General features: G+C 72.0%; 22 protein-coding genes, 1 other RNA gene and 1 pseudogene. 15 read left to right on the top strand and 9 right to left on the bottom strand.

Annotated elements, in window-relative coordinates:
- A pseudogene (locus tag AC2CHE_RS17975) lies at positions 1–370 on the top strand (hypothetical protein); the annotation flags it as partial.
- Between the two features lie 19 nt (positions 371–389).
- Here the strand turns inward: AC2CHE_RS17975 and AC2CHE_RS17970 are convergent.
- The gene (locus AC2CHE_RS17970; RefSeq protein WP_093401288.1) at positions 390–647 is read right to left on the bottom strand and encodes a DUF3040 domain-containing protein; all 258 of its coding nucleotides are present in this window, start codon (positions 645–647) and stop codon (positions 390–392) included.
- Positions 648–1,071: 424 nt separating this feature from the next.
- On the opposite strand from AC2CHE_RS17970, the gene AC2CHE_RS17965 reads away from it, so the two are divergent.
- Genes AC2CHE_RS17965 through AC2CHE_RS17945 form a run of 5 tightly spaced genes read left to right on the top strand, consistent with a single transcriptional unit; the run spans position 1,072 to position 7,309 of the window.
- Complete coding sequence (locus AC2CHE_RS17965; RefSeq protein WP_484506044.1) at positions 1,072–3,114, top strand: DUF1800 domain-containing protein; 2,043 nt, start codon at positions 1,072–1,074, stop codon at positions 3,112–3,114.
- An 8-nt stretch (positions 3,115–3,122) separates the two neighbouring features.
- A complete protein-coding gene (locus AC2CHE_RS17960; protein WP_484506043.1) occupies positions 3,123–4,502 on the top strand; it encodes a DUF1501 domain-containing protein in 1,380 nt (459 codons plus the stop codon).
- Entirely contained in the window at positions 4,499–5,914 is a 1,416-nt protein-coding gene (locus AC2CHE_RS17955) for a ferredoxin reductase family protein (protein WP_484506042.1), read from the top strand. Before AC2CHE_RS17960 ends, AC2CHE_RS17955 begins: the two co-directional genes overlap by 4 nt.
- A gap of 13 nt (positions 5,915–5,927) precedes the next feature.
- Positions 5,928–6,527 (top strand): FMN-binding protein, encoded by a 600-nt coding sequence (locus tag AC2CHE_RS17950; RefSeq protein ID WP_484506041.1) that lies wholly within the window; start codon positions 5,928–5,930, stop codon positions 6,525–6,527.
- Positions 6,528–6,574: 47 nt separating this feature from the next.
- Positions 6,575–7,309: an FAD:protein FMN transferase gene (locus AC2CHE_RS17945; RefSeq protein WP_484506051.1), complete on the top strand. Its 735-nt coding sequence runs from the start codon at positions 6,575–6,577 to the stop codon at positions 7,307–7,309.
- A gap of 369 nt (positions 7,310–7,678) precedes the next feature.
- Here the strand turns inward: AC2CHE_RS17945 and AC2CHE_RS17940 are convergent, their stop codons facing one another.
- The gene (locus AC2CHE_RS17940) at positions 7,679–8,359 is read right to left on the bottom strand and encodes a bifunctional DNA primase/polymerase (protein WP_484506040.1); all 681 of its coding nucleotides are present in this window, start codon (positions 8,357–8,359) and stop codon (positions 7,679–7,681) included.
- 239 nt (positions 8,360–8,598) lie between these two features.
- Between AC2CHE_RS17940 and AC2CHE_RS17935 the strand changes: the two genes are divergently transcribed.
- From AC2CHE_RS17935 to AC2CHE_RS17915, 5 genes are all read left to right on the top strand, one after another.
- Entirely contained in the window at positions 8,599–9,828 is a 1,230-nt protein-coding gene (locus tag AC2CHE_RS17935; RefSeq protein ID WP_484506039.1) for a helix-turn-helix domain-containing protein, read from the top strand.
- A 13-nt stretch (positions 9,829–9,841) separates the two neighbouring features.
- A complete protein-coding gene (locus tag AC2CHE_RS17930; protein WP_484506038.1) occupies positions 9,842–10,414 on the top strand; it encodes a flavoprotein in 573 nt (190 codons plus the stop codon).
- Positions 10,415–10,556: 142 nt separating this feature from the next.
- Positions 10,557–11,459: a Nif3-like dinuclear metal center hexameric protein gene (locus tag AC2CHE_RS17925; RefSeq protein ID WP_484506037.1), complete on the top strand. Its 903-nt coding sequence runs from the start codon at positions 10,557–10,559 to the stop codon at positions 11,457–11,459.
- Positions 11,449–12,186, top strand: coding sequence for a zinc ribbon domain-containing protein (locus AC2CHE_RS17920; protein WP_484506036.1), 738 nt, complete (start codon positions 11,449–11,451; stop codon positions 12,184–12,186). The genes AC2CHE_RS17925 and AC2CHE_RS17920 overlap by 11 nt, the downstream gene beginning before the upstream one ends.
- Positions 12,187–12,189: 3 nt before the next feature.
- A complete protein-coding gene (locus tag AC2CHE_RS17915) occupies positions 12,190–13,398 on the top strand; it encodes a bifunctional RNase H/acid phosphatase (RefSeq protein WP_484506035.1) in 1,209 nt (402 codons plus the stop codon).
- A gap of 80 nt (positions 13,399–13,478) precedes the next feature.
- Here the strand turns inward: AC2CHE_RS17915 and AC2CHE_RS17910 are convergent, their stop codons facing one another.
- Both AC2CHE_RS17910 and AC2CHE_RS17905 read right to left on the bottom strand, forming a co-directional pair.
- Positions 13,479–14,240 carry a sulfite exporter TauE/SafE family protein gene (locus tag AC2CHE_RS17910; RefSeq protein WP_484506034.1) on the bottom strand — a complete coding sequence of 254 codons (762 nt, stop codon included), beginning with the start codon at positions 14,238–14,240 and terminating at the stop codon, positions 13,479–13,481.
- A gap of 47 nt (positions 14,241–14,287) precedes the next feature.
- On the bottom strand, positions 14,288–14,794 hold the full coding sequence (locus AC2CHE_RS17905; RefSeq protein WP_484506050.1) for a DinB family protein: 507 nt from the start codon (positions 14,792–14,794) through the stop codon (positions 14,288–14,290).
- A gap of 264 nt (positions 14,795–15,058) precedes the next feature.
- Between AC2CHE_RS17905 and rnpB the strand changes: the two genes are divergently transcribed.
- Both rnpB and AC2CHE_RS17895 read left to right on the top strand, forming a co-directional pair.
- Positions 15,059–15,468, top strand: an RNA gene (gene rnpB / locus AC2CHE_RS17900) — RNase P RNA component class A.
- Between the two features lie 191 nt (positions 15,469–15,659).
- Positions 15,660–16,145, top strand: coding sequence for a DinB family protein (locus AC2CHE_RS17895; protein WP_484506049.1), 486 nt, complete (start codon positions 15,660–15,662; stop codon positions 16,143–16,145).
- A gap of 24 nt (positions 16,146–16,169) precedes the next feature.
- Here the strand turns inward: AC2CHE_RS17895 and AC2CHE_RS17890 are convergent, their stop codons facing one another.
- The 5 genes from AC2CHE_RS17890 to AC2CHE_RS17870 all read right to left on the bottom strand — a co-directional run bounded on the left by AC2CHE_RS17890 (position 16,170) and on the right by AC2CHE_RS17870 (position 19,223).
- A complete protein-coding gene (locus AC2CHE_RS17890) occupies positions 16,170–16,640 on the bottom strand; it encodes a roadblock/LC7 domain-containing protein (RefSeq protein WP_484506033.1) in 471 nt (156 codons plus the stop codon).
- Positions 16,637–17,008, bottom strand: a complete 372-nt coding sequence (locus AC2CHE_RS17885) for a hypothetical protein (RefSeq protein ID WP_484506032.1) — start codon at positions 17,006–17,008, stop codon at positions 16,637–16,639. Before AC2CHE_RS17885 ends, AC2CHE_RS17890 begins: the two co-directional genes overlap by 4 nt.
- Positions 17,009–17,271: 263 nt before the next feature.
- Complete coding sequence (locus AC2CHE_RS17880) at positions 17,272–17,433, bottom strand: hypothetical protein (protein WP_484506031.1); 162 nt, start codon at positions 17,431–17,433, stop codon at positions 17,272–17,274.
- Positions 17,414–17,923: an NUDIX hydrolase gene (locus AC2CHE_RS17875; RefSeq protein ID WP_484506030.1), complete on the bottom strand. Its 510-nt coding sequence runs from the start codon at positions 17,921–17,923 to the stop codon at positions 17,414–17,416. Before AC2CHE_RS17875 ends, AC2CHE_RS17880 begins: the two co-directional genes overlap by 20 nt.
- Positions 17,924–18,113: 190 nt before the next feature.
- Complete coding sequence (locus AC2CHE_RS17870) at positions 18,114–19,223, bottom strand: hypothetical protein (protein ID WP_484506029.1); 1,110 nt, start codon at positions 19,221–19,223, stop codon at positions 18,114–18,116.
- A gap of 88 nt (positions 19,224–19,311) precedes the next feature.
- On the opposite strand from AC2CHE_RS17870, the gene AC2CHE_RS17865 reads away from it, so the two are divergent.
- Positions 19,312–20,745 carry an RNB domain-containing ribonuclease gene (locus AC2CHE_RS17865; protein ID WP_484506028.1) on the top strand — a complete coding sequence of 478 codons (1,434 nt, stop codon included), beginning with the start codon at positions 19,312–19,314 and terminating at the stop codon, positions 20,743–20,745.
- A 145-nt stretch (positions 20,746–20,890) separates the two neighbouring features.
- Entirely contained in the window at positions 20,891–21,589 is a 699-nt protein-coding gene (npdG, locus tag AC2CHE_RS17860) for an NADPH-dependent F420 reductase (protein WP_484506027.1), read from the top strand.
- Positions 21,590–21,646: the final 57 nt, after the last annotated feature.

Raw genomic sequence — 21,646 nt, 5'->3', positions numbered from 1 at the left:
CGGTGGCGGCGAGCCGGCGGGTCGAGCCGACGAACCGGCGCAGCGGGACGTGACGGCGCCGACGAACCCGACCGGCCACAGTGCCTCGTCGGGCGCCGGCACGGCCGACACCGGCTGGCCCGGCGACCCCGAGTTGGACGTGCCCGCTGCCGGGTCCGTCCGGGCGCTGGCAGACCTGCCCGTCACGCCGCTGGCCGAGGCGGTCGACCGGTTCTGGTTGCCGCCCGTGCCGCTGCCGGACCGTCCACCGAGCCTGACCGCCCGACCGGACCTGTTGCTGCGGCAACTGGGCGCGCCCGCGCCGGCCATCGGCGGGCCCGGACTCGTCGAACGCCTGCGCCACGCCTACCGCCAGCTCGGCGAGCAGTGAGTCACCACGACCGTCCGGGTCACAGCCAACGTTGCCGGAACCGCCACATCAGTGCCGCGTTGGTCAACAACACCACCGCGAAGATCGCCCCGGCCAGCCGGCCGGCGAGTACGGTGGTCGCCGGCAGCGCCGCCCAGAGCACGACGGTCAACAACAGCAGCCAACGGCCGTGTCGGCCCCGGGCCCGGTGGTCGAGCCGGGCGAAGAACGCCGGATCACTCTCCCGCAGGTGGCGGGTGATCTGCTCGAATCTGCGTTGATCCTCTTTGCTGAGCATGTGCCTTCCCCTCACGCGTTCAGCAACGGTGCGACGGAGTACCCGCTGCGGAGAGGGCTCACGCGCTCTTCCTGGTGCCACTTTCACCAGGTGACGAGCCACCACAGCGGCACCTTATCCGTACCTTAATTTTTACTAAGCCGCCGAACCGGACCCGCGCCGCCCGCGTGCCCGGGAATGGCGCTGGTGTGCGCGGTGGTCGGGGAAATATGCCTGCTCGCGGCGTGTCTACCCAACTGGCCGGTAGCCGGCGGTCCGTCACCCGCGCTGAAACTCGTCTTAAGTGCGCGGGGGAGACGTGAACGGCTGCCTTGTTAGGCCGGACGCCGGTGACTACGTTCCCCTGGCAACCCCCTCGAACATCAGTCGCCGCACCTCGGGCCGGGTCACGGTCGTGCGGTGGCGTTAGAAACAGGAACGGTATATGGCCGACCATCAGGTGCCACCACACCGACGGCAGGACGATCGCGGATGGGACGGGCGTCGGTACCCGCAACCACACCCCCAGCATGTCGATCCGACCCATCGCACCGATCCGTACCGGCCGGAGCCCTACGTTTACCAGGGCCAGCGGCCGGCCCCGAACCCTGGACCGCAGTGGATCGGCCCGGACGGGCACGGCGTGCCGCTGGACCAGGCCCGGCCCGGCGGTGAACTGCCCGACCTGGACGGTGACGGCGAACCCCGCCGTGCGTCCGGCCGTCGCCGAGCGTTGGCCACCCTCGGCGGTAGCGCCGCCGTCGTGGCCGGTGGCGCGATGCTCGCGATGAATCCCCGGGTACGCGCCTTCTTCGGTGATGAGGCGGCGGTGGCCGGTGACGCCACCTTCGCCAAATCGACCGACGGTTCGCCCGCCCGCCCGAGCGGGCAGCAGGCGAGCACGGTGCGCACGTACACCGAGCAGAACGACAGCTACATGGGCTCCCGGGGCGGCGAGGCGCTGAAGAGGAACGCGCCGAAGGGTGGCCGCACCTTGTCCGGTCCGGCCGCCGCGGCGGCGGATACCAAGGTCACCGTCAAGACGGTGCTCGCCAAGGATCCGGAGCTGCACCTGGCCCGCCGGCTGACCTTCGGCCCCACCGCTGCGGTACTCGCGGAGATCAAGGAGCGCGGAATCGACGGCTGGCTGCGCTGGCAGCTGGAGCCGGAGAAGATCGCCCCGACGAAGGCGGAGTTGAAGCTCGCCGAACTGCCCACTCTCAAGCTCTCGCCGACGCAGTTGCGCGACCAGCGCGATCAGCTCAACGATCGTGGCGCCCAGCCCGAGCGGGAGATGGTGGATGCCACCATCGCCCGGCAGATCTGGTCCGATCGTCAGCTGTTCGAGGTGATGGTCGACTTCTGGAACGACTTCCTGCACGTGGCCGCCGAGGTCGACGGCGCGGACATCTATCGCAACTCGTTCGACCGGGACGTCATCCGTAAGCACGCGCTCGGCAGCTATCCGGAGATGTTCCTGGCCGCCAACCGGCATCCGGCACTGCTGCTCTACCTCAACCAGGTCGATTCCCGCGCCGACGCGGTCAACGAGAACCTGGCCCGGGAGAACCTTGAGCTGTACTCGGTGGGTGTCGACGGCGGCTACACCGAGGCCGACGTCCGACAGGCGGCCCTGTTGCAGACCGGCCGGGGCGTCAAGGACGGCAGCTACGTGTTCCGCCCGGAGCGGCACTACGTCGGCAAGGTGAAGATTCTCGGGTTCACCCACGCCAACAACTCTGCCGACCCGCAGAAGGCCGAGGCGGCGATCGACGCGTACCTCACGTATCTGGCGCTGCACCCGTCGACGGCGCGGTACGTGGCGCAGAACCTGGCCGTCCGGTTCGTCTCGGACACCCCGCCGAAGTCCCTTGTGGACAGGCTGGCCAAGGCGTACACCAACAGCAGGGGCCGGATCAAGCCGGTGCTGCTCACCCTGTTCAGCTCGTCGGAGTTCTGGGCGGCTGTGGGCCAGAAGGTACGCCGTCCGCTGGAGTACCTGGTGGCCACCTACCGCACGCTTGGTGTGTCACCCGAGGCCGCGCCCGGCCACGACAACGGCGGCAACCAGCGGACCCCGTACGCCCGGGGCCTACGGCAGATCCACGACAAGCTGCGCCAGCTGGGTCACTCCCCGATGGGTCAACCGACGCCCGACGGCTACCCGGACGTCTACCTCGCGTGGACCTCCGTCGGCACCATGGTCAACGGCTGGAACGAGGCCCATGACCTGCTCGCCGCCAACCGCACCATGTTCACCTTCACCCGTGCGGAGAAGCTGGTCGCCAAGCCACCGGCCACCGCCGGAGCTTACGTCGACGCACTGGCCCGACGGCTGATCCGGCAGCCGCTCACCGACCGGGAACGGGCGCTGATCCTCGGCGTGGCCGGGGTCTCCGCCGGCACGAAGGTCGACGCGACGTTCAACGGGGCCATCACCGCCGTCGCGCGGGCGATCCTCGCATCCCCCCAGCACCACCTCCGGTGAGGCATCCGATGGAGAAGACTGTGTACCCGTATCACCTGCACCCCGACTGCCCCGACGTGCGACGGCTGGCCGACAATCCGGCCGAGGCACTACTGCGGGCGGAGGCCGACGTGGTGGCCGCCGAGAACGCCGCCGAGGCCGACCGCTACCGGCGGCTGGAGGAACTGGAAGAGGCTCAACAGGACGGCCGTGGGGTGACCCGGCGTACCTTCGTGGCCGGGGCTGCCGCCACCGCCACCGCGCTGGCGACCGCCCAGTTCGTGACCACCTCGGCGTCGTTCGCGGCGACCAAGACGGGCACGCTGATCCATGTCTTCCTGTACGGCGGCCTGGACGGCCTGAGCCTTATCGCGCCGGACAACGATCCGGTGCTCGACCGGGCCCGGCCCGAGCTGCTGCTGCCCAACGACTCACTGGCTCTCGGCCGGGGTTTCAAGCTCACCAGCGCCTTCGCGCCGCTGCAGCCGTGGCTGCGGTCCGGACAGCTGGGCTTCGTCCCTGGTGTCTCCGACGAGCGGCTGTCCCGCAGCCACTTCCAGGCCGCGGACGCCTGCAACCTCGGCGGCCTGCCCGGCGAGACCGGCGGTCGGGGCTGGCTCGACAGCCTGGTCGACGCGCTCGGCAAGGGCACCGCCTTCCGCAGCGTCGGCATCGGTAGCACCCTGCCCCGGTCGCTGGTCGGCAACAACGGCGCCCTCTCGCTCAACAACGTCGGCTCGTTGCGCCTGGCCGGCAATGAGCGGCAGCGGGAGGCCACCGAGAAGGCGATCAAGGGCCTGTTCACCGGCATCAACCACCCCGTGGAGGACGCGGTGCAGGCCGGGCTCGGCGCACTGGCCACCGCGCGCAAGCTCGCCGCCGAGCCGTACCGGCCGGCCGAGGGCGTCGAGTACCGGGGCATCGGCTCCGCCTTCCAGGCCCTCGCCCAACTCATCAAGGGCGATGCCAACGTACGGGTGGCGACCGTCGGGATGGGCGGTTACGACACCCACGAGAATCAGGGCACCACCAACGGCGGCCAGTTGTACCGGCGGTTGAACGAGTTGGCGGCGGCGCTGGCGGCGTTCTTCACCGATCTCGGTGACCAGGCCGCGGACGTGACGGTGATGGTCTCCAGCGAGTTCGGTCGCCGGGTCGCGTCCAACCGTGGCGGCACCGACCACGGTCACGGCGGCGTGGTGACCATCCTGTCCGGGCGCAAGCTCGCCGGCTCGCTACTCGGGGCCTGGAACGGACTGGACGCCCTCGACTCCGGTGACGTGCCCGAGTACAACAACATGTTCAACGTCTACGGGTCGGTGGCGCAGGGTCGGTTCGGGCTGACCAACGCGGAGGTGGACAAGATCTTCCCCCGGATGAAGTACGCCCCGATGAAGCTGTACGCGTGACCCACCCCGGCCTCTACTCCGACCGCCGGACCGCAGCGCACTCCCGGTCCGGCGGTCGGCCCACCACCGGAAGTCCGTTGCCGGTCGTGCCACGGCGTGGTGCCGGCGGCCGGCGGCTGCTGGTCGGGCTGTTCCTGCTCGGGCTGGTCGCCGCCGTGCTGCCCTGGTGGACCGACACGGCGTCCGGCTCGCTGGTCGGCGGCACCGCGATGCTCACCGCCGCGGGTCAGATCAGCGGCCTGCTCGCCGGTTACCTGCTGCTCGTGCAGGTGTTGATGATGAGCCGGCTGCCGGTGCTGGAGCGGGTGGCCGGTGGCGAGCGGATCGCCCGCTGGCATCGGGACGTCGGGGCCACCCTGCTGGTCGCGGTGCTCGCGCACATGTCCCTGATCCTCGTCGGCTACGCCCATCTGGAAGGGCGGTCGCCACTGAGCCAGGCCGGCGTGATGCTGCGCGACTACCCGGACATGGTCGCCGCGTTCGCTGCCGCCGGCCTGCTGGTGCTGATCGGGCTGACCGGTGTCCGGGCGGTACGCCGGGCGCTGCCCTACGAGCTGTGGCACGCGACCCACCTGGCCGCGTACGCGGTGCTGCTGCTCGGCTACGCCCACCAGTTCAGCAACGGCGCCCAGCTGTTCCGCCCCGGTCCGGTGCGTACCGGGTGGATCGGCTTCTACGTGCTGGTGGTCGCCGCGCTGCTGTACGGCCGGGTGATCTCCCCGCTGGCGTTCAACCTGCGGCACCGGCTGCGGGTGGCCGACGTCGTCGCGGAGAACCCGGACACCGTGTCGATCTATCTGACCGGTGAGCGGCTCGACCGGCTGACGATGCTCGGCGGGCAGTTCTTCCGCTGGCGGTTCCTGACCAGGGGATGCTGGTGGCAGTCCCATCCCTTCTCGGTGTCCGCCGCGGCCAACGGTCGCTGGCTGCGCCTGACCGTCAAAGTGGTCGGTACGCACACCCGTGACCTGCGTGAGCTGGAGCCGGGGGTCCGGGTCTGGGCGGTCGGCCCGTCGGGCACCTTCACCGCGGCGCACCGCCTCCGCGAACGGGCCCTGCTGATCGCCGGTGGCAGCGGCATCACCCCGCTGCGGGCGATGCTGGAGGAGTTGCCGCCGGGTACGGCGCTGATCTACCGGGTGCGTGCCCCCTCCGACGTGGTGCTGCACCGGGAGCTGGACTGGCTGGCGCAGGCACGTGGCGTCCAGGTCTGGTATGTGGTCGGCTCGCGTGACGATCCTGGGCCCCGGCAGGTGATGACCACCGACGGCCTACGCCGGTTGGTGCCTGACGTGGCCGAGCGTGACGTCTACCTCTGCGGCCCGCCGGGAATGATCGAGCAGAGCCGGCAACTGCTCCGCCGGGCCGGCGTTCCACGCCGGCAGATCCACCTCGCCACCTTTGAACTCTGAGAGGCATCGCCGCATGCGTCGCGTCCTGTTCGCAATCACCGGCCTGGCGGCCAGTACCACCGCGCTGGTGGTGCTCAAGGCGGCACCGGACACCAGCCGGGTGGCCCAGGAGCTAACCGCGCCGGTGACACCCAGTGCCAAGGCGTCGGCCACGGCAGCCCAGCCGACAACCGAAGCGACCGCAACGGCAGGTCCACGACCATCGGCCAGCAAGTCACCCGCACCGAGGCGGAGCACGGCGAGCCCACCTGCCGGCCGTTCCGGGTCGTCGGGCGGCGTCACGAAGAAGCCGTCGGCAGCACAGCCGAGCACCGCCGCCCCGCGACCCACGGTCCGCCGGGTCTTCGGACCGGTGGTCAGCAACGAATTCGGAAACGTGCAGGTGGCGATCTCGCTCACGGGCAGCCGGATCGTGGCCGCGGAGGCGTTGGAGCTACCGGAGCGGACAGCCCAGTCCGACCAACGCAGCAGCCGAGTCGACGATCGGTACAGCGGCACGGCGGGACTGGTGGTGCAGCGCCAGAGCGCCGACCTGGACACCGTATCCGGCGCGACGGCGACGAGTGAGTCCTACCGGGAGTCGTTGCAGGCCGCGATCGACAAGGCCCGATGAGCGCGGACACCTCGACCCGACCCGGCTTGCGTCGGGTCGAACACGTGATGGGTACCCCGGTCAGCCTCGACATCGCCGACGACCGGTCCACGACCGAGCTGGGCGAGCTGGCCGACGAGGTGTTCGCCTGGCTGCGCGAGGTGGACGCGAGGTTCAGCACGTACCGGCCGGACAGCGAGGTGTGTCGCCTCGACCGGGGCGAGCTGCTGCTCTCCGAGGCGTCGGCCGACCTGCGCCGGGTGCTGGAACGGTGCGCCGACCTGTGGGGCGTCACCGACGGTTTCTTCGACGCGTACGCCACCGGTCGGCTGGACCCGTCCGGCTACGTCAAGGGCTGGGCGGTCCAGGTGGCCTCGGACCGGTTGCGCGCGACGGGCGTCGACAACCACTGCCTGAACGCCGGTGGTGACGTCCGGGTGCGGGGCTGCTCCTCGACCGGGCTGCCGTGGCGGATCGGTGTGCGGCACCCGTGGAACCCGTCGGCGGTCTGTATGGTGCTCACCGGGACAGACCTGGCGGTCGCCACGTCGGGTGTCTACGAACGTGGCCCCCACGTGCGGGATCCTCGTCGTGGCGCACCCGCCCGGGGCCTGCGCTCGGTGACGGTGGTCGGGCACGACCTCGGACTGGCCGACGCGTACGCCACCGCGGCGACGGCCATGGGCCTGGCCGGGGTCGGCTGGCTGGATCGGCTGCCCGGGCACCGGCACATGGTGGTCACCGACGACGCGCGGTGCCTGCACTCCACCAACCTGCCACTGGACGACAACCCCGCCGACTGACCGTCGAGCAGGCTGCGCGCCGAGCAGGCTGGTGGCGGCGGGCCAGCTGGTGGGAGGTGGTTGCCGGGTCAGGGCCAGCGGGTTGGACGGTAGGTGATGGCTGGGCGGGATCCGGTCGGCCGGGGACGGCCGGGCCGGGCGCCCGGGGGACGGGTGGCCGCCCATCGGTGGCCGGGCCGGTGTCGCCGGGGCGGCTCTGCTCCGCCCGGGTGGTGTCTGGTGTCGCCGGTGGACATCGCATCCCCGCTCCCGGCGCAGGCGCGCCGTCGAAGATTCAACGAGCGCCGGTCGGTTCTGGTCTCGCTGCCGGTGCGGCGGAGCGCGGCGGCGTTCCGGCAGGGGCCGGCGACGGCCGAACCCGGTACCCGGTCAGCGGCCTCGGCGGGGCAGCGGAAGATGCCCGGGGACCAGCGCCGAGGTCAGCGTCACGCCGGTCGCCCGCAGCGCCTCGACCAGCGTGTTCTGCACCAGGTAGGCGTCGGGCAGCTGCCACCGGGCCTGCTCCGGTGCGACCGCCCAGCGGAGCTGGCCCTCGGGCAGCCGGGTCGGTGGCGCCGGAACCCACGAGCCACGACCGTGCAGCACCACGTCGAAACAGTGCTCCAGTTCCGGTCGCAGCGGGTCGCCCGGCCGGACCAGGAACATCCACCGCCCGGTCGGGGTGACCAGCACCGGTCCGCGTACCCCCGGGCCGACCGGGTGGACGCGCACCGCATCCAGGACCAGCCGGCCCAGGTGGGTGGGAACCTCCAGCACGTCGAAGCAGCGGCCGGTGGGCAGCAGTACGCCGTGTGGCCGGGACCGCCACCAGGTGGCCACTCGCGCCGGGTCGGTGCTGGCCGCGTGCTCCCAGTCCTCCAGGGCGGGATGGCAGCCGACGGTCGGGCAGCCGGCCCGGCCGCAGACGAAGCGGTTCCGCGCCAGGCAGGCGCCCGGGGTGATCGCCCAGCCGTGCAGGGCGTACCGCACGGCGATCCGGCGCAGCCGTACCCGTTCCAACGGCGACAGACGTGCCACGCGCGGTGCGACATTCCCCCACATTGGTGCCATCTCCCCTCGCCGCGCCTGACCGGCGTCAGCTCGTACGTCGAGACCCGTCACTGCCGCAGCCCGCCATCGTTCTGTTTGACAAAGTGGCCGATGCAACTTGCACGAAAGTACGAGGCTCGGCCGGACGGCTGACGTACTTCCTGTGCGACCAGCGGAAACTTGAGATCCGGACGGATCGCCGCGCCCACGAAACGGCCCCCGGCCCTCGGCCAGGGCTCCAGCAAGGGGAGGACCGGGAGATGGACGAGCTACCCATCGGGCGGCGGGTGGCGTACTGGCGCGGTCGGCGGAAGATGTCGCAGCAGGTCTTCGCCGACCGATTGGGCAAGTCGAAGAGCTGGGTCGACAAGATCGAGCGGGGCGTACGGCGGCTGGACAAGTTCTCCGTGCTCTACGAGATCGCCGACATCCTTCAGATGGACGTGCAGTTGCTGCTCGGCAAGGACCCGGAGCGGCGCACCGACGCGCTCAACTGCATCGACCAGTTCGAGGTCGAGGAGATCCGGGCCGCGCTGGAGCGGTACGACTCGATCAGCGCGTACTTCGACGCGGCACCGAGCCCACCGCCGCTGGCCGACATGAGCAAGGCGGTCACCCACGCCTGGCTGACCTACCAGTACGGCCGCTACGGGATGCTCACCCGGGCCCTGCCGAAGCTGCTCCGCGATGCCCAGGCGGCCGACGCCGCGTACGCGGGAGACCAGGCCCAGCGTGCCGCCCACCTGCTCGGGCAGGTCTACCAGCTCGCCTCCTCGGTGTTGCGCAAACTCGGCGAGTGCGATCTCGCCTGGCTCGCCGCCGACCGTTCCATCGCCGTCGCTCAGCGCGCCGACGACCAGCTGCTCGCCGGGGTCGCCGCCACCCGGGTCTGCAACGCGCTGGTGGCGATGGGTCGGCCCCGGTCGGCGCTCGAGCTGAACGTGCGGATCGCCAACCAACTGGCCCCGGGCGGCGGCAACGACAGTCGTCCCGAGCGCCTCTCCGTCTACGGGATGCTGCTGCTCCAGGGTGCGATGGCCGCCTCACGCACCGGCGACAGCGCCACCGTCGAAGATCTGCTCGACGGAGCCCACACGGCGGCGGTCGAGCTCGGCGGCGACCACAACCACTACTGGACCTCGTTCGGGCCGACAAATGTGGAGCTGCACCGGGCGGCGGCCGCCGTCGAGCTGGGCGACGGAGGGCGGGCCGTCGAGGTGCACCGCCAGAAGATCGAGCCCGCGTCGTTCGACGCCATGCTGCCCGAACGCCGGGCGCATCACCTGCTCGACCTGGCCCGGGGGTTCGCTCTGATCGGCGACGTGGCCAACGCCGGGGAGATGCTGTTGCGCGGTGACCGCCTGGCACCGTCCGAGATTCGCTGCCGCCCGATCGCCCATGAGGTGATGTCGGACGTGCTTCGTCGCACACGTGGTGCGCCGCCTGCTCCGATCGCGGAGTTGGCTGAGCACATGGGAGTAGGAGTATGACCTCGGAGCCGGCATGACCGGTTCGCACCGCCACGACGGGCACCGCCAGGTGCTCTACATCATCGCCTGTGGCTCGCCACTGGCCCGAGACGTGGGCCGGCTCGTCGACCTGGCCCAGCGGGACGGCTGGGACGTCTGCGTGATCACCACGCCCGACGGTGCCAAGTTCGTCGACCGCACCGCCCTGGCCCGTCAGACCGGTCATCCGGTACGCACGCACTACAAGAACCCGGGCGACCCCGACGTGCTGCCCACCGCCGACGCCATGATCGTCTGTCCGGCCACCGTCAACACCGTCAACAAGTGGGTGGCCGGCATCGCGGACACCCTCGCCCTGGGACTGCTGGTGGAGGCCCAGGGCCGGGGGATACCGCTGGTGGCCGTGCCGTACACCAACGCGGCGATGGCCGCCCACCCCGCCTTCCGGGCGGGCCTCGCGCGGCTCTCCGAATGGGGGGTGGGCGTGCTCTTCGGTGACGACGTCTACCCCCTGCATCCGCCCGGGACGGGTGAGCGGCACCAGCACACCTTCCCATGGGCGGTGCCGCTGACCGCCGTGCGTGACCGCCTTTGCCGGACCGGTTGACCGGCATCCCACAGTTGACGCCGCCGGTCGGGCCGGGCGACAGCTCGGTACCGACCGGCACAGAGTTCACGGCCCGGCCGCGGCGAGATCCGCGGCCGGGTGACGTCCGGTGGACGCGCTGACGCCGGTAAGCTCACCGGCCGTGAGCACAACCGCAGCCGTGCCGACCGTCGCCGACGTGGTGGCCGAGGTGGCGCGGCACTACCCGCCGGCCTGGGCCGAGGAGTGGGATCGGGTCGGCCTGGTGCTCGGTGAGCCGTCCGCCCCCGTCCGCCGGCTCCTCTGCGTCGTGGACGTGGTTCCCGAGACGGTCGCGGAGGCGCTCGACGCGGGCGTCGACATGATCATCGCCCATCATCCGCTGCTGCTGCGCGGAGTGTCGTCGGTGGCACCGACCACCTACAAGGGCCGCATCGTCCACCAGCTGATCAAGGCCGATGTCGCGCTGTATGTCGCGCACACCAACGCCGACGTGGCCGTGCCGGGAGTGTCCGACGCCCTCGCCGCCCGGTTCGGCCTGCTCGACCCGCGCCCGCTGCAACCGGCCCGCCCCGGCACCCCCGCCGAGGGGGAGGGGCGCGGTGCCGGCCGGATCGGCCGGCTGCCCCAACCGCTGACCCTGGCGGACCTGGCCCGCCGGGCCGCCGCCGCACTACCGGCCACCGCCGCCGGGGTGCGCGCCGCAGGCGATCCGGACCGCCTGGTGCGTACCCTGGCGGTCTGCGGTGGCGCCGGGGACAGTTTCCTGGCCGACGCCACCGCCGCCGGGGTGGACGCCTACCTCACCTCGGACCTGCGCCACCACCCGGCGGGCGAGCACCTCGCCACCGGAGGGCCGGCGTTGCTCGACGCCACCCACTGGGCCACCGAACGGCCGTGGCTGGACGACCTCGCGGCGCTGCTACGGGCCGCGCCCGGCGTCGAGACCCTGGTGTCCGACCTGGACACCGACCCGTGGACCGTGCACGCCGCCTCACCGCACCGGACGAACGCGCGCCCGGACGAACCCGCAGCGGACGACAAGGAGCCCGACCGTGAAGGCTGACCCCCAGGTCCAGCGCCGCCTGCTCGATCTCCAGGCGATCGACACCGCCCTCGCCCAGCTCGCCCACCGGCGTCGGTCGTTGCCCGAGCGGGCCGAACTGGAGGCCCTCGCCCGGGAGCTGTCCGCCCTGGAGGACGAGCGGGTCCGCGCCCAGGTGGCGGTCGACGACCTGGACCGCGACATCGCCCGGCTGGAGAAGGACGTGGACCAGGTCCGGGCGCGCAAGACCAAGGACGAGGATCGGCTGGCCGCCGGCACCGGCCCGGCCCGCGAGTTGGAGGCGCTCCAGCACGAGCTGGCCTCGCTCAACCGCCGGCAGAGCGACCTGGAGGACGCCGAGCTGGAGTTGATGGAACAGCGGGAGACCGCCCAGTCGGTGCTGGACGGGGTGGCACAGCGACTGACCGAGGTGCGGGAACGGCGGGCCGCCACCGAACAGCGGCGCGACGACAGCCTCGCCGAGATCGGACGCGAGGAGGAGTTCAAGCGCTCCGCCCGCCAGCCCTTCGCCAACGACCTGCCCGCCGACCTGGTGCAGCTCTACGACCGGATCCGCACCGACACCGGACTCGGCGCCGCGCTGCTGACCGCCGGCCGCTGCGGCGGATGCCGACTGGAGCTTTCCGGCGCCGACCTGGCCCGGATCCGCAAGGCCGACCCCGACGACGTGGTCCGCTGCGAGGAGTGTCGCCGGATCATGGTCCGCACCAACGAGTCCGGGCTGTAACCGGTGGCCGCACGCACGGTCCTCGTCGAGGCCGACGGCGGATCCCGGGGCAACCCCGGGCCGGCCGGGTACGGGGCGGTGCTCCGCGACCCGGCCACCGGCGAGGTGCTGGCCGAGCGGAACGAGGCGATCGGCACCGCCACCAACAACGTCGCCGAGTACCGCGGACTGATCGCCGGCCTGGCCGCCGCCGCCGACCTCGGTGCCGACGAGGTCGAGGTGCGGATGGACTCCAAGCTGGTCGTCGAGCAGATGTGCGGCCGCTGGCAGATCAAGCACCCTGGTCTGCGCCCGTTGGCCGCCGAGGCCGCCCAACTGGTCGGCCGGTTCACCGCCGTACGGTTCAGCTGGATTCCCCGGAACCGCAACACCCACGCCGACGCCCTCGCCAACGCCGCGATGGACGCCGCAGCCGCAGCCGGCGTCGCCACGCCGGCCGTCGAGCCGCCCCGCGTGGTCGAGCCGCCGCGTCGCCTCGGTGGCCCGGAACCCGCCGGTGGCGGTGCCGCCGAGATTGCCGCCCGGGCCGAGTCACCGGGTGCCGACCTGACCAGCGCGCCGGTGTCCTGGGAGCCCCGGCCCAGCTTCACCGCCACCCGGCTCATCCTGGTCCGGCACGGCGAGACCGAGTACACCGAGCAGGGTCGATACTCCGGTCGCGGTGACATCCCGCTCAGCAGCAAGGGTCAGGCCCAGGTGCGGGCCACGGCCGCGCGGGTGGCCGCCCTCGCGCCGGATGCGGTGGCCGTGGTCAGCTCACCGCTGTCCCGGTGTACGGCGACCGCCGAGGCGATCGCCGCCGCCGTCGGCGACCTGCCGGTACGTCGCGACGACGAACTCATCGAATGCGACTTCGGTGCCTGGGAGGGGCGCACCTTCGCCGAGGTACGCGAGGGCTGGGCCGGCGAACTCGATGCCTGGCTCGCCTCCACCCGGGTCGCCCCGCCGGACGGCGAGTCGTTCGCCGCGGTCGCCGAACGGTGCGACCGGGTGGTACGACGGCTGCTCGACGCGTACCCCGGGCAGACCGTCGTGGTGGTCTCGCACGTCTCGCCGATCAAGCTGATGCTGCGCGACGCGCTCGCCGCCACCGACTCCTTCCTGCACCGCCTCTACCTCGACGCGGCCGGCGTCTCGGTGCTGGACCGCTGGCCCGACGGCGGCGTCGCCGTCCGCTCGGTCAACGAAACCGCTCACCTCGTCGACCTCTGACCGGCCACCCCGCCCCTCTGGCTCATCCTGCACGGTCACTGACCCCGATCCACGGAGCCACCGGAAGTAAGATCGGCGGTTCAGAAGAGGGCGCGCCAGAGCAGGTAGCCACCGATGACGGTGCCGAAGCTGACGATGACCGTCTTCAGCACCACCGAGGGGAGCCGGCGGACCAGGCGGGCGCCGAGGTACCCGCCGACCAGCGTGGCCGGGGCTACCACCGCGACCCCGGCCCAGTTGACCGGGCCGGCGATGGCGAAGACGACCACGGTGGTCAGGCCGATCACGGCGGACAGCAGATTCTTGATCGCGCTCACCCGGGCCAGTGTCGCGTCCAGCACCAGGGCCAGCCCGGCGACCAGCATCACCCCGACGGCGGCGCCGAAGTAGCCGCCGTACACCGCGGCCAGCGCCACCACCACCTGAACCGTCACGGCCCGGCGGCGCGACGTCAGGTCACGCGGGTGGCCGACCAGCCGGCGCAGCGGGTCCTGGAACGCCAGCAGCGCGGTCGCCCCCAGCACCAGGAACGGTACGACCAACTCGAACGCCCGTGCCGGGGTGACCAGGAGCAGCCCCGCACCGGCCAGCGCCCCGACCACCGTGGTGGGCACCAACGCGACCAGCAGCCGCGACCGGGGCAGATCCACCCGGCTGCCCGCCACGGCGGCGAGATACCCGGGAGCGACCGACAGCGAGTTGGTGACGTTCGCCGGCACCGGCGGCAACCCGATCGCGAGCAACGCCGGAAACGTGATCAGCGAACCACCGCCGGCCACCGCGTTGACCGTACCCGCGGCGAGTCCGGCGGCGAGCAGTAACGCGGCCTCGGCGAATTCCATGATCCGCAGGCTAGCGGTCCGGAACCTGCGCCGGTTGCCCTCCCCGGCTACTCGCCGACCGGGCCACCGGCCATCTCGGCCACGATGTCGAGGTGACCGAGGTGGCGCGCGTACTCCTGCACCAGGTGAAACATCACCCGCTCCAACGATGCCGGATCCGCGCCCTCCCACCGTGGCCCCGGCGCCCCGCGCGCGGCCAGGTCGGTGCCCTCGACCACCGACCGGGTGTGCGCGCCCTGAGCCCGCAGCGCGGCCGTCAACTCCGCGAAGCTCTCCTCCGGCGTGACGTACCACCGTCCGTCACGCCAGTCGCCCCACGGGTCGGTGACGTCGCGCCCCTGGAACCCCCACTCGATCCAGCGAAGCTCCACGTGGCGCAGGTGCTTGAGCAACTCCAGCGGGGTCCAACCGGACGGCAGCCGGCTGCCCCGCCGCTCTTCCTCGGTCAGCCCGGCGGCCCTCGCCAGCACGCCTTCCCGAAAATAATCGAGGTAGCGCAGGAACACCTCGGCCCGCCCGTCGGCCGGCGCGGTCGGTTCAGGAAACGGCGGCATCGTCACCACGCCATTATCCGTACGCCCATCCCTGAGCCGTCGCACGCGCCCAGCCATGCGACCACGCCCGCGACATCCGCCGGAGCCCGGTCTGGAGTGCGATCGTGGCAGCGAAGCTGGCCGACACGCCGGCCAGGAACCCCCCCTACTGCCACGGATCGCCGGCTACCCGCGTGACCTTGCGCGAGCCTCGTGGCCGCCGATTCTGACCCAGGCGCGGCAATAGACGCGGAACCGGTGTCGTTAGGATGGGTGCGCGACGGACGAGTCGACCGGGCGGTCGCGTCGGCGGGCTGCGGCCCGCCGCCGAGGAACGTCCGGACTCCACAGGGCAGGGTGGTTGCTAACGGCAACCCGGGGCGACCCGCGGGACAGTGCCACAGAAAACAGACCGCCGCCCCCATCGGGGACGGTAAGGGTGAAACGGTGGGGTAAGAGCCCACCAGCATCCCGGGTGACCGGGATGGCTCGGTAAACCCCACCCGGAGCAAGGCCAAGAAAGGGCTGCCATCGCAGGATGACGCCCGCGCAGACGCTTGAGGGCGGCCCGCCCGATGTCTGCGGGTAGGCCGCAGGAGCCTGTCGGCAACGGCAGGCCGAGATGGATGGCCGCCGCCGGCACGCACCCAGGTGCGCGCCGCGCACAGAATCCGGCGTACAGGTCGACTCGTCCGTCGCCCACCAGCTCAGAGCCGTGATCAAGGCTGACTTCACCTTCGTCCGTCGATGGGTGTGCTGCGGCGGGTAGCTGAAGCGGGATTTCCGCCCGGGGCGCCTGTGACGGTTTGCGGGGCAGCGGGGAGGGATGGGCTGCCGCTAGGGTCCGGGAATGACGGAGAGCCCTGCCGACCACGTGGTCACCGCGATGATGGCGAGCACCGGCGACGAACGCGTCGTGCTCGACGCGTTTCTCGATTTTCATCGCGCGGTGTTGCTGGGGAAGGTGCGCGGGATTTCCGACGCCGAGGCTGCCCGGCGACTGGTGCCGTCGGCGACCACCCTCGCCGGCCTGGTGAAGCACCTGACCCTGGTGGAGCGGAACTGGTTCCGCTGTCTGCTCGCGCCCGGCCCGGGGGACGTCTATCTCACCTCGGAGGAGGACGCGACGGCCAGCTTCGCGTTGGCTGAGGGTGACACCGTCGAGCGGTTGTCGGCGGCGTACGAGGCGGAGTGTGCCCGGTCGCGGGAGGTGGCGGCCCGCTTCGACCTCGACCATGTGGTGCCCCACCCGCAGCTCGGGGAGGTTTCGTTGCGCTGGATTCTGGTGCACCTGATCGAGGAGACGGCCCGGCACGCCGGCCATGCCGACATTCTCCGCGAACTTACCGACGGCTCGACGGGCGCCACCTGACCGAGGTCCACCGCTGCTCGCGGATCAGGCGGGGGTGAGGAGTTTGGCGAGGCGTTCGGCTACCGGTGGGGCGTGCAGGTGCAGGCGGGCCACGTTGATCGCGTCGGCGCCGACCACCGAGAGCAGCGCGTGCGGGTCGACGGCGTACACCGAGAAGTAGCCGGCCTGGTTGCGGACGGTGGACTGGCGGAACTCACCCTGGCCGAGGCGGAGACTGACCTGCCGGCCGAGGCCGAAGGTCGCCGCCGCCATCGCGGCCAGGTCGTCCGGGTCCAGAGTGTCGGGCACGTCGTGCGCGATGAGCAGGCCGTCGACTCCGCCGAGGACACTTCCCTGCACCCCGGGGATCTGGAGGCGTAGCTCGTGCAGTTCGGTGCCGATCGCCGGGTACGGCAGCGACGGGTCGCCGGCCAGCGACGGTGGGAGCCGCACCGGTGGCGGAAGGTCCGGCTGCTGCGCGGTACGACGGGGAAGGAGACTGTCGCCGGTGCTCACAGTTCCAGCTGCTCCTCGATGGTGCGCAACTGGTGCCGGGCGAGCGCCAGGTTGGACCGGGTCTTGCTGAGCATCAGGTAGAGGAACAGCCCCTTGCCGTTGGTGCCGTTCAGCGGCCGGATGATGTGGTACTGACTGCCGAGGGTGATGAGCATGTCCTCGATGTCGTCGTTCAGCTTGAGCATCTCGATGGTGCGCATCTTGGCGCGCACCACGTCGGTGTTGCCGGCGGCGGCGACGGCGAGGTCGATCTCCGGAGTGCCACCGGCGACGCCGAGGGTCATCCCGCTGGTGTAGTCGACGAGCGCGGCGCCGATGGCGCCGTCGATCGTCATGGCGTCCTTCAGGGCGGTGTCGAGGTCTGTCACGTGCCTCTCCAGGGTCTGCTGACGAGCGGTAGGTGCGCACGGTACGGGGTCGTACCGGGTGAGGAAATCCCGGATGAGACTGGCACATGCAACCTCCCATCCGCATCTTGTGCAGCGCGGACGGGCTGAGCGGGCCACCTTGGGTGACCACCGGGGCGGCCGAGAATGGCCGCAGCGGCGGATGCCGGGGCAACGAGTCGGTCTGCTACCTGGGCGGATGCCAACCCGATCCGACTGAACTGCCGGGTGGGACGCTGGGGCAGCTACACACCGGTGCGCAGGCGTACCCAGGAACAGCAGGCACCGAGCACGGCGTCCTCGGCTCCGGGGGCGGGCACCTCGTCGGCGGGCGCCGGCCGCGCCAACCACCAGCGCAGCGCGTCCAGCATCAGCCGCCGTAGTGGTTCAGGCGTACTCCAGCTCACCGGGCTCGCCCCACTGCGTGCCGGCGGGCAGGAAGAACGCCGAGGTCTCCCCGCCGAGGGCGTGCCGGATGACCAGCCGGGCGTGTTCGTCGAGGTCGGGCAGCCGTCCCGGCGGGAACCACCGCACGTCCAGCGACTCGTCGTCGTTGACGCGTGCCTCGCCGCCCAGCAACCGGCAGTGGAAACCGAGGTTCAGGTACTCGCAACGGTCGCCGTTCGGGTACGTGTGCGGATGCGACACGGCGCTGCTGAGCCGCAGCGGTTCGACCGCCAGCCCGGTCTCCTCCAACACCTCGCGCACCACTGCAGTGGCGGGCTGCTCACCCGGCTCGACGAAGCCGCTCACCACCGACCAGCGACCGTCGTCGGCCCGTTGGGCGAGCAGTAGCTCACCCGCATCGTTGCGGACGATCGCGCTTACGCTGGGTAGCCAGAGTAGGCCGTGGCCGACGTGCTCGCGCATCCGCAGGATGTAGTCCGGTACGCCCATCCGGTGACCTTAGCCAATCCGCTGAGCCACCCCCGCACCCGGGCTGCTGGCGACGATTTTCGCAGTTCAGGCCCGCAGGCCAGGGACCACGTCTACTGTGGAAGGGCCCGGTGACTTGCCGTGTTCCGGTGGCGGGCGGTCGTTTCCCGGTGCACAGTGATGCCATGAGCGACAGCGGACGTGGACGTTACTACTGGTGTACGCGACACCACCGGGTCGAGTCCGGTGCCGACGTGTGCCCCGCGCGGCACGTTCTCGGCCCGTACGACTCGGCCGCCGACGCGGAGAACGCCCTGCAACAGGTGCGGGAACGCAACGAGGCGTGGGAGGCCGAGGACGCTCGCTGGACCGGGGAGGACAGGTAGACGGCGCGGGACGCCTCCCGCGCCGAGGCACTGCGTGCGTCGCGAGGGCGGCAGCACGTCCCCACGAAGGGAACCGAGATGGCCGAAGCACGACAGGCCACCCGCCCGGCCGCGAAGCGTACGCCCGCGAGGAAGACCGCCGCGACGGAACGCACTGCGGGCCTCGCCCGTACCCCGTCGACCCGCCGCGCGGCCGGCACCGCGCCGGCTGCCCGTAAGGCGACCGGCGGCGCGGCGTCGGCCAGCCGGTCGGCCACGGTGGCGCGGAAGACCGCTGCGGTAAAGAAGGCGGCCCCCGCGAAGAAGACGGTCTCGGCGAAGACCGCGCCGACCAAGGCGCCCGCCGCGCGGACCAGCCCGGCGTCGGCGCGGACCGCCACCGGCTCGCGCACGACCACGTCCGCGGCGAAGCAGGCACCCGCGAAAAGGGCGACGTCCGCGCGGGGCACGGCGGCGAAGACCCCCGCGAAGCGGGCGGCCCCGGCCCGCAAGACGGCGCCCGCGAAGAAGGCCACCTCCGCGCGGGGCACGGCGGCGAAGGCCCCCGCGAAGAAGGCGGCGTCCGCGAGGAAGGCGGCCCCGGCCCGCAAGAGCGCGCCCGCGAAGAAGGCGACGGGTACGCGGAGCACGTCGGCCGCGCGCAAGGCGCCGGCGAAGACCGCGACGTCGACGGTGAGGAAGACGGCGGCGCGCAAGAGCACGTCGACGGCGGCGCAGGCGCCCGCGAAGAAGGCCGCCGCGAAGAAGGCGCCCGCGAAGAAGGCCGCCGCGTCCAGGGCCTCCGCGAAGAAGGCCGCCGCATCGAGGGCCGCCGCGAAGAAGGCGCCCGCGAAGAAGGCATCCACGTCGAGGACGGCCGCGAAGAAGACGCCTGCGAAGACGGCCGCCGCCCGGGGCGCCGGGCGTACCGCGTCCGGCGGGCGGACCGGCACCACGCCCAGGACGGCCGGCTGACCCGGCGTACGCCGACGAACCGTCGCTCGGCGGTGGGCGCGGTGCGCCCGGCGCTGTCAGGATGGGCGCATGGTCATCCGACGTGTGCTGGCACCGCGCATCGACTTCGGGGCACTGCGCCGAGAACTGGGTCTGCCCGAGACCTATCCGGCGGCGGCGCAGCGGGAGGCCGACGAGGCAGCCTCCGCACCGCCCCGGCCGGCCGTCGACCGCACGGACGTCCCGCTGGTCACGATCGACCCGCCCGGCTCGCGGGACCTGGACCAGGCGATGCACCTCAGCCGCCGCGCCGGCGGCGGCTACCGGGTGCGGTACGCGATAGCCGACGTCGCCGCCCACGTGCGTCCAGGCGGGGTGCTGGAGGACGAGACCTGGCGTCGAGGGCAGACGGTCTACCTGCCCGACGGCAACGTGCCGTTGCACCCGTACTCGCTCGGCGAGGGCGCGGCGAGCCTGTTGCCGGATGTCGACCGGGCAGCAGTGCTGTGGACCATCGACCTGGACACCGACGGTGGCACCAGCGCGGTGGCGGTGCAGCGCGCCCTGGTCCGCAGCCGGGCCCAACTGGCGTACCCGCAGGTGCAGGCCGACGCAGACGCGGGCCGGCTGCCCGAGCCGATCGCACTGCTGCCCGAGATCGGTGCGCTGCTCACCGCGCGGGGGCTGCGCCGGGGCGCGGTCAACCTGCCGATTCCCGAACAGGACGTGGAGGCCGACGGCGACGGGTGGCGACTGGTGCTGCGGGCACCGGTGCCGATGGAGGAGCACAACGCGCAGATCTCCCTGCTCACCGGGATGGCCGCCGCCGACCTGATGCTGGCCGGTGGGATCGGCCTGCTGCGGACGATGCCCGCGCCGAAGCCCGAGGCGGTGCAGCGGCTGCGGGCCGCCGCCGCTCCACTGGGCGTGCACTGGCCGGACGACGTCGGCGTGGGTGAACTACTGCTCCGGTTGGATCCGGCTCGGCCTCGGGCCGCCGCGTTCATCGACCAGGCGGCGGAGTTGATGCGTGCTGCCGCTTACACCCCGTTCGACGGCGAGCCGCCCGAGCATCCGGCGCACGGTGGGGTCGCGGCCGCGTACGCCCATGTCACCGCGCCGCTGCGACGACTCGCCGACCGGTACGCCACGGAGATCTGCCTGGCCCTGCACGACGGCCGTGAGGTGCCCGACTGGGCTCGCGCGGCGCTGCCCCGGCTGCCGGCGGTGATGGCGGCCACGGACCGCACCGCGTCCGCGGCGAGCCGAGGCGCGATCGACCTGGCCGAGGCGGTGCTGCTGGCCAACCGGGTCGGCGAGACCTTCGACGCCGCCGTGCTCGACGTCGACGCGCCGTCGAACGGCAAGGGTCGGGCGGGGCGTCCACCCGGCGGCACGGTAGCCCTGGACGACCCGCCGGTACGCGCCCGCTGCCTCGGCGAGCTGCCACTGGGCACCCGGGTCCGGGTCCGGCTGGTTGCCGCCGATCCGGCCACCCGTTCGGTCGCCTTCGAACTCGCCTGACACTCCGGCATCGCGCCCTGACCTGCGGCTGGGGTCGCGCCATGAACTGTGCCGGCGGTTCGGCCCGCGCCGCGACCGCCGCAGCGGGCATTGTCACAGCGTCGGGCGCTGCTGCCCGGCCAGCTGGTTTGCGAGGATGACGACCATGGCATACGACCCGAGCACCCTGCCCGACGTTTCCGGGCTCACCATCGGCATCATCGGTGGCACCGGCGACCAGGGCCGGGGGCTCGCCTACCGGTTCGCCCGGGCGGGCCTGACGGTGCTGATCGGTTCCCGCTCCGCGCAGCGGGCGGCCGAGTCGGCCGCCGAGATCGCCGCGCTGCCCGGCGTGCCGGCCGGTGGCAGCGTCACCGGTGCCGACAACGACGAGGTGGCCCGGCGCAGTGACGTGGTGATCATCGCGGTGCCGTGGGACGGGCACGCCGCCACGGTCGGCGCGCTCGCCGAACCGCTCGCCGGCAAGATCGTCGTGGATTGCGTCAACCCGCTCGGCTTCGACAAGCAGGGCCCGTACGCGCTACCGGTGCCGGAGGGCAGCGCCGTCCAGCAGGCCGCCGCGCTGCTGCCCGACTCCCGGGTGTGCGCCGCGTTCAACCACGTCAGCGCTCCGCTGCTGGCCGACCCGGAGATCGACCGCATCGACCTGGACGTGCTGATCTGCACCGAGGAACGAGAGTTGGTCGGCATCGTCGGCGCGCTCGCCGCCCACATCCCGGGCATGCGCGGCATCTACGCCGGACGACTGCGCAACGCGCACCAGATCGAGGCGTTCACCGCCAACCTGATCGCCATCAACAAGCGTTACAAGGCGCACGCGGGCGTCCGCGTCACCGACCTCTGAGCGTGTTCCGGTTGACCGGGTCCTGGCCGCCCACCGCGCAGGTCACCAGGAGCAGCC

Source organism: Micromonospora sp. ATLC16 (genome assembly GCF_057196645.1).
This window is presented reverse-complemented; position numbering and strand designations above follow the sequence as displayed.

Bases quoted from the DNA above. Each gene is read 5' to 3' on its own strand.
- AC2CHE_RS17910 (WP_484506034.1), bottom strand. From the start codon at position 14,240: ATGGAATTCGCCGAGGCCGCGTTACTGCTCGCCGCCGGACTCGCCGCG.
- AC2CHE_RS17905 (WP_484506050.1), bottom strand. From the start codon at position 14,794: ATGCCGCCGTTTCCTGAACCGACCGCGCCGGCCGACGGGCGGGCCGAG.
- AC2CHE_RS17945 (WP_484506051.1), top strand. From the start codon at position 6,575: ATGGGTACCCCGGTCAGCCTCGACATCGCCGACGACCGGTCCACGACC.
- AC2CHE_RS17965 (WP_484506044.1), top strand. From the start codon at position 1,072: ATGGCCGACCATCAGGTGCCACCACACCGACGGCAGGACGATCGCGGA.
- AC2CHE_RS17930 (WP_484506038.1), top strand. From the start codon at position 9,842: ATGACCGGTTCGCACCGCCACGACGGGCACCGCCAGGTGCTCTACATC.
- AC2CHE_RS17970 (WP_093401288.1), bottom strand. From the start codon at position 647: ATGCTCAGCAAAGAGGATCAACGCAGATTCGAGCAGATCACCCGCCAC.
- AC2CHE_RS17865 (WP_484506028.1), top strand. From the start codon at position 19,312: ATGGTCATCCGACGTGTGCTGGCACCGCGCATCGACTTCGGGGCACTG.
- AC2CHE_RS17895 (WP_484506049.1), top strand. From the start codon at position 15,660: ATGATGGCGAGCACCGGCGACGAACGCGTCGTGCTCGACGCGTTTCTC.
- AC2CHE_RS17960 (WP_484506043.1), top strand. From the start codon at position 3,123: ATGGAGAAGACTGTGTACCCGTATCACCTGCACCCCGACTGCCCCGAC.
- AC2CHE_RS17935 (WP_484506039.1), top strand. From the start codon at position 8,599: ATGGACGAGCTACCCATCGGGCGGCGGGTGGCGTACTGGCGCGGTCGG.
- AC2CHE_RS17940 (WP_484506040.1), bottom strand. From the start codon at position 8,359: ATGGCACCAATGTGGGGGAATGTCGCACCGCGCGTGGCACGTCTGTCG.
- AC2CHE_RS17950 (WP_484506041.1), top strand. From the start codon at position 5,928: ATGCGTCGCGTCCTGTTCGCAATCACCGGCCTGGCGGCCAGTACCACC.
- npdG (WP_484506027.1), top strand. From the start codon at position 20,891: ATGGCATACGACCCGAGCACCCTGCCCGACGTTTCCGGGCTCACCATC.
- AC2CHE_RS17875 (WP_484506030.1), bottom strand. From the start codon at position 17,923: ATGGGCGTACCGGACTACATCCTGCGGATGCGCGAGCACGTCGGCCAC.